At 65.9% G+C, this 10,823-nt stretch carries 11 protein-coding genes; 2 read left to right on the top strand and 9 right to left on the bottom strand.

The features are described 5' to 3' along the window. Positions 1–329, top strand: a 329-nt coding sequence (locus tag AC1DJT_RS28655; RefSeq protein ID WP_476835366.1) for an EAL domain-containing protein, incomplete at its 5' end; no start/stop codon positions are given. Between the two features lie 12 nt (positions 330–341). Here the strand turns inward: AC1DJT_RS28655 and pdxR are convergent. Then, entirely contained in the window at positions 342–1,790 is a 1,449-nt protein-coding gene (gene pdxR, locus AC1DJT_RS28650) for a MocR-like pyridoxine biosynthesis transcription factor PdxR (protein ID WP_476835365.1), read from the bottom strand. Between the two features lie 82 nt (positions 1,791–1,872). Between pdxR and AC1DJT_RS28645 the strand changes: the two genes are divergently transcribed. Further along, a complete protein-coding gene (locus tag AC1DJT_RS28645) occupies positions 1,873–2,535 on the top strand; it encodes a GNAT family N-acetyltransferase (protein ID WP_476770460.1) in 663 nt (220 codons plus the stop codon). 93 nt (positions 2,536–2,628) lie between these two features. Here AC1DJT_RS28645 and AC1DJT_RS28640 read toward each other — a convergent pair whose 3' ends face one another. The 8 genes from AC1DJT_RS28640 to pgk all read right to left on the bottom strand — a co-directional run. After that, on the bottom strand, positions 2,629–3,645 hold the full coding sequence (locus AC1DJT_RS28640) for a peptidoglycan -binding protein (RefSeq protein WP_476835364.1): 1,017 nt from the start codon (positions 3,643–3,645) through the stop codon (positions 2,629–2,631). 57 nt (positions 3,646–3,702) lie between these two features. After that, positions 3,703–4,695 (bottom strand): flagellar motor protein MotA, encoded by a 993-nt coding sequence (locus AC1DJT_RS28635; RefSeq protein WP_441488349.1) that lies wholly within the window; start codon positions 4,693–4,695, stop codon positions 3,703–3,705. Positions 4,696–4,909: 214 nt separating this feature from the next. Further along, positions 4,910–5,698 carry an inositol monophosphatase family protein gene (locus AC1DJT_RS28630; protein WP_476835363.1) on the bottom strand — a complete coding sequence of 263 codons (789 nt, stop codon included), beginning with the start codon at positions 5,696–5,698 and terminating at the stop codon, positions 4,910–4,912. Between the two features lie 71 nt (positions 5,699–5,769). Further along, positions 5,770–6,705: a tetratricopeptide repeat protein gene (locus AC1DJT_RS28625; protein ID WP_476770457.1), complete on the bottom strand. Its 936-nt coding sequence runs from the start codon at positions 6,703–6,705 to the stop codon at positions 5,770–5,772. Continuing rightward, positions 6,702–7,349, bottom strand: coding sequence for a thiamine phosphate synthase (locus AC1DJT_RS28620; RefSeq protein ID WP_476835362.1), 648 nt, complete (start codon positions 7,347–7,349; stop codon positions 6,702–6,704). The genes AC1DJT_RS28625 and AC1DJT_RS28620 overlap by 4 nt, the downstream gene beginning before the upstream one ends. 2 nt (positions 7,350–7,351) lie before the next feature. After that, the gene (locus AC1DJT_RS28615) at positions 7,352–8,506 is read right to left on the bottom strand and encodes a benzoate/H(+) symporter BenE family transporter (protein ID WP_476835361.1); all 1,155 of its coding nucleotides are present in this window, start codon (positions 8,504–8,506) and stop codon (positions 7,352–7,354) included. Between the two features lie 269 nt (positions 8,507–8,775). After that, on the bottom strand, positions 8,776–9,855 hold the full coding sequence (gene fba / locus AC1DJT_RS28610) for a class II fructose-bisphosphate aldolase (RefSeq protein WP_441488201.1): 1,080 nt from the start codon (positions 9,853–9,855) through the stop codon (positions 8,776–8,778). Positions 9,856–10,262: 407 nt separating this feature from the next. Next, the coding region (pgk, locus tag AC1DJT_RS28605) for a phosphoglycerate kinase (protein WP_476835360.1) at positions 10,263–10,823 on the bottom strand (561 nt) is incomplete at its 5' end.

Below are 10,823 nucleotides of genomic sequence, written 5' to 3'. Positions count from 1 at the left end.
GTTATTCGAGCCTGCAATATCTGCAGGGCCTGCCGCTGGACGCCCTCAAGATCGACAAATCCTTCATCGACACGATCGGCCGGAACACGGCGACCAGTTCGGTGACCTCTCACATCATCGACATGGCCAAGACGCTGAACCTGTTCATCGTCGCAGAAGGCGTCGAAACCCGGGAGCAGTTCGATTACCTGCTCGATCACGGCGTGCATTTTGCCCAAGGCTGGTTCTTTGCAAAACCGCTCCCCGCCAAGGAGTTCATCGCCTTCTATCACGACAGGCAGGCGAGCCACGGTTCGGGGCCCGATGTCATCCGGCGCGCCGCCGCCTGAACGGTCTCGCGGTTACGCCGGGAGCAACCGACCGAGTTTCGCCACAACCTCCTCGACCGTGTCGGCGGTCACGCGCGAGATGCCGAAGACGAGCCCGGTCCGGGGCGGACCAAGATGGAAGCGCGACATGGGCTGCATCGCATAGCCGTGCTGGCTGAGATGGTGAGCCGTGGCGCGATCATCGGCACGCTGATCCTTGAACCATGCGGCCAGCTGGAGGCCACCTGTACCGCCGCCGAGGTGCAGAACCTGACCGCAATGATGGCTCAGGGCCGCCATACTCATGGCCATGCGCGCGGCATAGGCAGCGTTCATCTTGCGAATATAGGCGCGCAGCCGCCCCTCTCGGATGAAATCGGCAAGCGCCGCCTGAACATGGATCGGTACAACCGCGCCTCGGAGTTGCAGGCCGACATGGGCGTCTTCCAGCAGCCAGGGTGGAACGATCGCATAGGCGACCCTTACCCCCGGTGCCAGAACCTTCGAGAACGTGCCGAGATAGGCGACGACATTGTTCCGATCGATGCCCTGCAGCGCCGCGATCGAGCGGGATGCGTACTGGAATTCGCTGTCGTAATCGTCCTCGATGATCAGAGCTCCGCTGGCTTGCGCGACCTCCAGCAAGGCCAGTCGGCGTTGCAGGCTCATCGTTGCGCCAGTGGGGTATTGATGCGAGGGCGTGACATAGATCAGCCGCGCCGGCGGGCCGGAGGCCTTGCTGACATCGATCCCTGCACTGTCGCAGGGGACCGGGACGATGCGTGCTCCGGCCGCCTGCAGCAAGGCCCGTGCCGCCGGGTATCCTGGCTCTTCCATCCAGGCGATGCTGGCATCGCTTGCGGCGGGTTGGAGCCGGATGGACGCGAGCAGGCCGATCGCCGCCCTGGTCGAGGGAAGGACGAGGACCTGCTCAGGCCGCGCGACAACCCCGCGCCGGTCGGCGACATGAGCGATGATCGCTTCCTGCAACTCGCGGATGCCACCGGCGTCGCCGTAGCCGAGATCGTGAATCCGCAGCGAGCGGGCTCGGGCGCCCAGGCATCGCGCCCAGGTTGCGTGCGGAAAACCGGCCAGGTCCGGGATGCCGGGCTCGAAGAGTTTCTGGGCGGGCGGTTCGGCGCTCGGCCATGGAGTGGTCGGCTCGGCGCGATCCGGTCCCGGGGAGGGCAGCTTCGCAACGGGGGCAACGCGACTGGCCGATCCGGACGCGGCCTCAAGATATCCTTCCGCTTTGAGCCGGTCATAGGCCAGGACGACCGTCGAGCGGGCGACACCAAGAGCGTTGGCCAAAACGCGCGTCGACGGCAGGCGCTGACCTGCAAGCAATTGGCCCTGCAGGATGCGGTCCCGTACCGCGCGGTAGACCTGTCCTTCTAGATCGCCCGCGGCCCGATCGAGCGKAGACCACACCGGATGCGGAGGTGTTGTCGCGACGTCCAAAGTGGTCTGATGAAAATCCATGAACTGGCAGTTTATGTCCTACCGGCAATCCCGACAACTGTCGCCGGTTCCGGTCTTCAGCCCGGTTCGACATCAGGAACGCATCATGGATCTCTCACATTGGAAGGGCGTGCCGCGTCCGGAACGCGTAGCGCTGGATGGGCGATACACTCGGCTCGAGCCGCTGGAGGCTGCGCGGCACGGTAAGGATCTCTTCGCCTCAGCCCAGCAACCAGGCGCGGAGGACCGCTTCCGCTATCTGTTCGAGGAGGCGCCGGCCGATCTGGCAGCCTTCGATCCCTGGCTCGAGAAGGCGTCAGCCTCGCCCGATCCGCTGTTCTTTGCCGTGATCGACAAGAGGACCGGTCGGGCCGAGGGACGCCAGGCGCTGATGCGGATCGAGCCTGCACATGGTGTGATTGAGATCGGCAACATTCTGTGGGGACCCGCGATCGCTCGCGGTCGCGTCGCGACCGAGGCGCTCTATCTCTTTGCCAGCCATGCCTTCGACACGCTCGGCTATCGCCGTTTCGAGTGGAAGTGCAATAACCTCAACGAGCCCTCGAAGCGCGCCGCGCAGCGCTTCGGCTTCACGCCGGAGGGCGTGTTCCGCCAGCACATGGTCACCAAGGGGCGAAACCGCGATACGGCCTGGTTCGCGATGGTCGATGGCGACTGGCCGCGCCTGAAGGCCGGCTACGAGGCCTGGCTCAGCCCGGATAATTTCGACGAGACCGGCCAGCAGCGTTCGAAGCTGGCATTTTAGGATTGGCGCCAGCGTCTCGCATGCCCTTCCGGTCAAGGCGTTTGGCTGGATGGGCGCGATACGGGGTGGGGAGGCCGCAGGAGCGGCTTTCCCCTACCGCTCCGTGATCTTGAACTCGATCCTGCGATTGCGGCGATAGGCTTCGTCGTTGCTGGCGAGATCGAGGGGTTGGAACTCGCCGAACCCGGTTGCAGCGATGCGATCGGCGGGGAGGCCGCGTGTGATCAGATACTCGACAACCGCGACCGCACGCGCCGTCGACAGGCTCCAGTTGGACGGGAACTGTGCGGAGCGGATCGGGCGTGCGTCGGTGTGGCCGTCGACGCGCAGGATCCACGGGATATCGGGTGGCATCTCATGGCCGAGATCGGTCAGGATGGTTGCGAGCTTGTCGAGTTCGGCCTTTCCTTCAGGCTTCAGCACGGCTTGGCCGGCATCGAAGAACACCTCTGACTGGAAGACGAAACGGTCCCCGACGACGCGGATGTCGGGACGTGCACCGAGCACCTGCCTGAGACGGCCGAAGAAGTCGGAACGATAGCGCGCCAGTTCCTGCACGCGCTGGGCGAGGGCGACATTCAGGCGCGAGCCGAGATCGGCAATACGGGCCTGCGATTCCTTGTCCTTGGCTTCGGAAGCCTCGATGGCCTGCTCGAGCGCAGCGAGTTGCCGGCGCATGGCCTGGATCTGCATGTTGACCTGCTCGACCGTCGCCTGGGCTMTCGCCGAGAGCTGCTTCTCCGCGTCGAGCGCTTTCTGGGTGTCGGCAAGCTGGGCTGGTCCGTTCGTCGCCTGCGCTTCGAGCGCACCCTGCAAGCGGCCGCGCTCGCTCTGTTCGCGCGTCAGGGTCGATTGCATCAGGAGCAGGTTCTCCTGGGCCTGCCGGTTGGAGACGCGCTCCAGCGCAAGCAGGTCGGACAGCTCTGATATCTGGCGATTCAGCCGTTCCAGCGCGGTGTCCTTGCCGGTCAATTCCTGCGACAGGAAGAACTGACCGAGCACGAAGACCGAGAGCAGGAAGACAATGCCGATCAGCATCGTCGAGAGGGCATCGACGAAGCCGGGCCAGAAATTCAGCTGCTCACGGCGGTAGGTGCGAGACAAAGCCATGGCTTCAGGCCTCCTTCGGCTTCGCGTACGCCTTCGTCAATGAGCCCGACGAGCGGATCATGGCTCGGAGACGCCGTTTGCGGTCAGCCGCTCGATCAGGCGCTTCAGATCCTTCTCGCGCGCAGCCTGCGCCTCGACCCAATCGCGGATCAGCTGCTGTTCGGCGCGCATATGCTGGACCAGCCCCTGCACGCCTTCGGCAAGGTTCGAGATGGCCTGAGTGGCGGCGCGGTTATTGGGGCCGTCGGCCAGCGCTGCACTGAGCCGGTCGAGCTTGTCGCCGAGATTGCGGCCGATCTCGGGGGCGAAGCCGGGGGCCGCGACGGCCGAGGCCGCCTCCCGGCTGCGCGAGCCGAGCCAGCTCTCGAGTTCGTTGCGGAAGCGGCGCTGTGCCTGGCCGACCTGCAGTTCCAGGAAGCCGAGGATCAGCGAGCCCGCGATGCCGAAGAGCGAAGACGAAAAGGAGAGGCCCATGCCGGCAAGCGGTGCGGCGAGGCCGGCCTTGAGTTCGTCGAAGAGCACGCCGGCTTCAGCGCCGGTGCGCAGGCTCTTGATGACGTTTCCGACCGAGCTCACGGTTTCGAGGAGGCCCCAGAAGGTGCCGAGCAGGCCGAGGAAGACAAGCAGGCCTGCGAGATAGCGCAGGACCTCACGACCGTCGTCGAGCCTGACCGCAATCGATTCGAGTACGGAGGCCGCTTGAGTGGGGGCGAGGGTCCCGGCGTCGAGGGCCGGCAGCACGGGACCGAGCGGGGCAATGACCTGGCCGCGCTCGACATCGGCGAGCCCGGGCGCTGCGGCGAGGCGGGTCGCAGCGGCCGCTTCGCTGTTGACGCGCCAGAGCTCACGCAGTGCGATCAGCGCTCCGACCAGGAGCGCGCCGAGGATGAGCCCGTTGAGACCGGGATTGGTCATGAAGGCCGTGACGAGGCCGCCCTGGAGGATGAAGCCCAGGAATCCGATCAGGGCAAGGAACAGGATTGCGCGGATCGCGTAGCGCAGCGGCCGCGAAAAGCGGGTGGTTTCCCGTGTCGTCGCGACCGTGCCCATCTCGGCCGCTGGGACCTCTCTGTCCATGCCTCGTCTTCCGTTCGCCTGGAGCCTGCCACTCCCGGGTGATCCCGAGCCGGCGTCTCTCATCAACCATCCGGCCGTCAGCGGGGTGGACCCGAATCCGGTCACCCCTGTCCACGGCCGCAACGCTGGAGGCAGACTGTCGCCTCCCGCTGCGCCATGATCAAGCGTGAAAGATCAAAGCTGTATGTCAGCCAGCCGTCTTGAGCGCGGCGCKAAGCGCTTGTTCACCGACTTCGTTGCCGCAGATGATATCCTTGGCGCTGGTCGGCTGCTTGCCATCGAGGGTGCCGAAGGTACCGCCAGCCTCGCGGATCATCACGGCGCCCGCCGCGAAATCCCAGGTGTTGAGGCCGCGTTCCCAGTAAGCGTCCATCCGGCCGGCCGCGACATAGGCGATGTCGAGCGCAGCGGAGCCCAGGCGGCGGACATTGGCAAAGCGCGTCATGACGGCGCCGAGCTCGCGCAGAAAGAGCGGGTGGCCGCCCTTGCCGATATGCGGCACGCCCATGCCGATCAGCATGTCGGTCGGCTCACGGCGGCCGGAAACGCGCATCCGGCGGTTGTTGACATAGGCGCCCTTGCCCTTCTCGGCGATGAAGAGCTCGTCCTTGGCTGCATCATAGACGATGCCCGCGACGAACTGGTTGTCGCGCTCCAGCGCCACCGAGATGTTCCAATGCGGAATGCCGCGCAGGAAGTTATGGGTGCCGTCGAGCGGGTCGATATGCCAGCGGTTGCTCTCGTCGGTGCCGTGGACGACGCCGCTCTCCTCCATGACGAAGCCGTAGCCTGGCCTGGCCTTCTCCAGCGAYTCGCGCAGGATGCTCTCGGCCTTGTGGTCGGCCTTCGAGACGAAATCACCCGGGCCCTTGGCGAGCACCTGCAGGTTCTCGATTTCTCCGAAGTCGCGCTTCAGCGAACGGGACGCCTTCATCACGGCGTCGGTCATCACGGTCATCAGGGGAGAGCGGATCATCTAAAACCTCATGCGCGCCTTGAACGCGAGAAGGCCGGCAGCGCCATCGCTCCGGMCTGGAAATTCTGCCGTCACTTGCTCGGCTGGCTCGGCGTAGTCAAGGCCGTGCCCTCGATCCGGTCGGCGGCGACGCGTGCGATCCGGTTCATCTGCTCAGGTGTCATGCGATCAAGCAACTGGTCGAGCATGGGATCGTCGAGGCCCTGGGCCCTGGCGGCGAGATGCCAGGCAGCGGCCTCGGCACTGTCGGGAGCGATGCCGCGGCCAGCCAGATAGAGACGGGCGATGCGGTTCTGCGCTATCGCATTGCCCTTGTAGGCGGCGCGCAGGAAGAGCCTGGCGGCAGCTGTTTCGTCGGTGGCGACGCCCTCGCCATTGAACAGCATGATCGCATATTCGATCTCGCCCGCGACATTGCCGCTCTGTGCCGCCTTCGCCATCCATTCGGCGGCCTTCGCATTGTCCTGCGGCACGCCGCGGCCCTGATTGTAAAGCGTGCCCAGCGCGTGTTCGGCATCGCCGATATCGGCTTTCGCGGCGATTTCGAGAGAGGCAATAGCCCGCTTGTCGTCGGCCTCCTTGCCTGTCGCGAGCAGCGCCAGGGCCAGGTTGTAGTTGGCGGCCGGATGCCCGGCTGCGGCGGCACGTTCCAGCAGCTGGCCGGCCTTGGCGGGGTCGCGCTTGCTGCTGCGCTGGTCGAGCAATGCGATGGCGAGCGCATAGACGGCGTTGATGTCGCCACGGTCGGCTGCGCGCTCATACCATTCGGTGGCGGCCGTGGTGTTTTCCGGGACGCCGAGACCCTGGCGATAGATTTCGCCGAGCAGTGTCATGGCAGCAGCGTCAGTGTTATCAGCCTCGACGCGCTTTAGCGCCTCTTCCTGAGCCCTGCGATAATGGCCAGCCTGAAGGGCGCCATAGGCGAGGTCGATATCGGCGGCCGACGCAAGCCCGGCCGGCGCGAGCGCCAGCCCGACGAGCAGCAGGTTGCGCCGAAGGCGTCTCACCGGCCGGCCTTCCGGGTTGCGCAGGCGGCAATCGCCKCATTGGCGGCCTCGACAAGGGCGCGGATGTCCTGATCTTCGCCAAAGGCCCATTCGCCGAGCGCGATGAATTCGGCGCCGGTTTCGACAAGTGCCGGCACGGATGCCGCGTCGGGCGCATAGGCGACGCATGGCGTCTCGAAGATCTCCGCCCACCAGGTGGCGCGCTCGACGACGGCCGGCAAAGGCGGCATCGAGCCGTCAGGCCGCGGTTCGCCGAACATCACGTAGTCGACGCCTGCCTCGCCGACATCCATGGCGTCGTGCCGGGCGCGCAGGCCGCCGGCGCCGATGATGCGCTCATCGCGCAGGCTGGAGCGCGCCTCGCGGATCGCCTCCGGGCCGTCGACCAGGTGCACGCCATCGGCGCCACCGCGTGTCGCAATCAGCGCGGAACCTTCGACGACAAGCGCAACGCTGTTCGACTGAACGGGCCCGGCGATGCGCTTGACGCGCTCGATCCGGCTGCGGTCGTCGCCCTCGGTGAGGCGGAGCAGCACGGCGGCGACGTCGCCGCCGGCGAAGGCCTGCATCAGGCGGAATGACATGGCCTCGGCATCCGCGACGGGCGGAGTGACGAGCATGAGGCGGGTCTGTGAGGTTGTCATGGTCATGATCTTGCGCGCAAACGGCCTGCGAGAGCGTCCAATGTCAAGACCGCAAGCCCGGCGACCAGACTCCAGAAGGCGGAACCGACGCCGAAAAGCGAGAGGCTGGACGCCGCAACGGCGAAGGTGATGACGGCGGCGAAGCGCTCGGAATCCTTGGCCATGGACTGGCCGAGCGCGCCTGTCAGCGAGCCGATGAGGCCGAGTCCCGCGACCGCGACGATCAGTGCCTTGGGCATGGCGATGATGAGCGCGAGCAGCAGACCGGCTGTCGCGGCGATGCATAGCCAGAACAGGCCGTAGGCGATGCCGGCCTTCCAGCGTTGCTTGGGGTCGGGATGAGTGTCGGCGCCCGTGCAGATCGAGGCGCTGATCGCTGCGAGATTGACCATATGCGCGCCGGTCGGCGCCGTGATGAAGGACATCAGCCCGGTGACGAACAGACTGGGCGAAGTCGGCGGATGATAGCCGGCGGCGCGCAGCACSGCGARGCCSGRMAGGTTCTGCGMSGCCATGGTGACGAGATAGAGCGGGATGCCGATGCCGATGATCGCGGTCAGGTCAAAGCGCGGCCAGGTCAGGACGAGTTCGGTCAGCGCCATGTCGCCGCCGGGCAGGGTTGCGAGGCCGGTTCCAAAGCTCAGCGCCAGGCCGGCAGCGAGCGCGGCGATGACGCCAAGAAACGGGTTGATCAGGCGCGCGACCAGGAAGACGGCGAGCAGCGTCAGGACAAGGGCGGGTTGCAGCTTCATCTCGTCGAAGACGGCGACGACAAAGCGGAAGATGACGCCGGCGAGCATGGCCGAGGCGATGGTCATCGGAATCCGCTCGATCAGCGCGCCGAGCGGCCGGAAAGTGGCGGTCAGCATCATCAGCGCCGCAGCGGCGAGGAAACCGCCGATCGCGGCTGCGAGATCAAAGCCGCTTGCGGCCGCGATCAGAGCGGCGCCGGGTGTCGACCAGGCGCAAATGATCGGCATCCGATGGCGCCAGGACAGCCAGATGCTGGCGAGCCCCTTGGCGATGGCGAGCCCGACGATCCAGGACACCGTCTGTGCCTGTGTCGCCCCAATGGCTTGCGCCGCGGCAAGCACGACCGCGACGGAGGCGGCAAAGCCGACAAAGACCGCGACCAGCGCGGAAAAGACGATCGACATCGGGCACTACCGCGGCAGTAAGGTAAGCCGCGCAGGGAGTGCGCGGCCAGACGGGCCTTTCCTTGAACCAGAAAAGCACGGCGCCCGGAAGGGCAGGGACGAAACCGGCTCATGTCCGCGGCGCCTGTCGCGGAGCTGCCACGGCTCCCTTTTCAAAGTGAAACGCCCGGCGAAAGGCCGGGCGTTTCTGTTCGGTGGGTTCAGGCCTGGGTCGCGACTCTGCGCCGCGCCGCGCCGATCCGTCCGTCCGTCCGTCCGAGCGGTGTGACTTACGCGGCCCTGCCCGCAAAGGTCGGGTCGAGCTCGCCCTTGGCGTAACGCTTGGCCATCTCGGCGGTGGTGGCGACGCGCTTGATCTTCGAGGCCTGTCCGGCGGTGTTGAACTCCTGCAGGCGCAGCGTGCAGAGCTTGGTCATTGCCTCCATGGCGGGCTTCAGATATTTGCGCGGGTCGAATTCGCCGGGATGCTCGGAGAGGATCTTCCGGATCTGGCCAGTCATGGCCATGCGATTGTCGGTGTCGATGTTGATCTTGCGCACGCCGTGCTTGATGCCGCGCTGGATCTCCTCGACCGGTACGCCCCAGGTCTGGGGCATCTTGCCGCCATACTGGTTGATGATGTCCTGCAGGTCCTGCGGCACGGAGGAGGAGCCGTGCATCACGAGATGCATGTTCGGCAGCTTCTTGTGGATCTCCTCGATGACATGCATGGCGAGGATCGCGCCGTCGGGCTTGCGCGTGAACTTGTAGGCGCCGTGCGAGGTGCCCATGGCGATGGCGAGCGCATCGACCTTGGTCTCGGCGACGAATTTCACGGCCTCCTCTGGATTGGTCAGGAGCTGGTCGTGGGAGAGCTTGCCCTCGAAGCCATGGCCGTCCTCCTTCTCGCCTTCGCCGCTTTCCAGTGAGCCGAGCACACCGAGCTCGCCCTCGACCGAGATGCCGCCGAGATGAGCCATCTCGGTCACCGTCTTGGTCACACCGACATTGTAGTCCCAGTCCCCCGGGGTCTTGCCGTCGGCCTTGAGCGAGCCGTCCATCATCACCGAGGTGAAGCCGGCCTGGATCGCGGTCATGCAGGTCGCCGGCTCGTTGCCGTGGTCGAGGTGAACGCAGACTGGGATATGCGGGTAGATCTCGGTGACGGCGTCCATCATGTGCTTGAGCATGATGTCGTTGGCGTAGGAGCGGGCGCCGCGCGAGGCCTGGATGATGACGGGCGCATCGGTCGCGTCCGCTGCGGCCATGATCGCCAGTGCCTGTTCCATGTTGTTGATGTTGAAGGCGGGCACGCCGTAATCGTTCTCGGCGGCATGGTCGAGCAGTTGGCGAAGCGTGATGCGGGCCACGATGGTCCTCCCTTTGGGCTTAGAGCGTTCGGGGAGGATTTAGTGCGGATGACCCGTCATGGCAAAGCGAAAGCGGCCGCAGCGTGAATGCAGTTCGTGGCCGCGCGCTCCAATGAGGCGCGCCTGCTCGGCAAAGTCGCCGGTATGGTCTCGGCCATCGTGACCAGGCCTGCAGGGTCATGTCCCTGCTTTTGGACGAGCTCTTCCGGGGAGCGCTTAGCCGAGCATATGTCCAAGGATGACTGAGGTTCAGTCACCGGGCCCGCAGCCAGAAGGCCGGTGATGCCGATCGGCAACCAGCGCGGCCCCGGCCAGCCGACGAAGTCGGCAGGCACGTCGATTGTTCGATTGGAGCCCTGCCAGACCTGCTGTGCGGACGTGGAACAGGAAGATGAAGGCGTTGCGGCTTACCGCGTCCGCAGCGCCTCGACGCCCGGCAGGGCCTTGCCTTCCATCCACTCGAGGAAGGCACCGCCCGCCGTCGAGACATAGGACAGGTCGTCGGCGACGCCAGCATGGTTCATTGCTGCGACGGTGTCGCCGCCGCCGGCGACGGCCACGAGCCGGCCGGCCTTGACGCGCTCGGCCGCAGCCTTGGCGACTGTGACCGTCGCCGTGTCGAAAGGATGCAGCTCGAAGGCGCCGAAGGGGCCGTTCCACACCAGCGTCCTGACGGTGTCGAGCTTGAGCACGACCTCGGCGACGCTGAGCGGGCCAGCATCGAGAATCATCTCGTCGGCAGCGACCTCGGTGATCGGCACGACGCGGTGTCCKGGATTGGCCTTGAACTMACGGGCGACCAGCGCATCGACCGGCAGCATGATCTCGCAGCCCGCAATCCTGGCCTTCTCCTCGATCTCGCGGGCGGTAGCGAGGAGATCATGCTCGCAGAGCGACTTGCCGACATCGACGCCGCGCGCGGCCAGAAAGGTATTGGCCATGCCGCCGCCGATGGCGAGGACGTCGAC

Source organism: Allobosea sp. 05T422_2 (genome assembly GCF_056396265.1).
The sequence above is the reverse complement of the archived record's forward strand: the minus strand, read 5'-3'. Positions and strand labels throughout refer to the sequence as shown.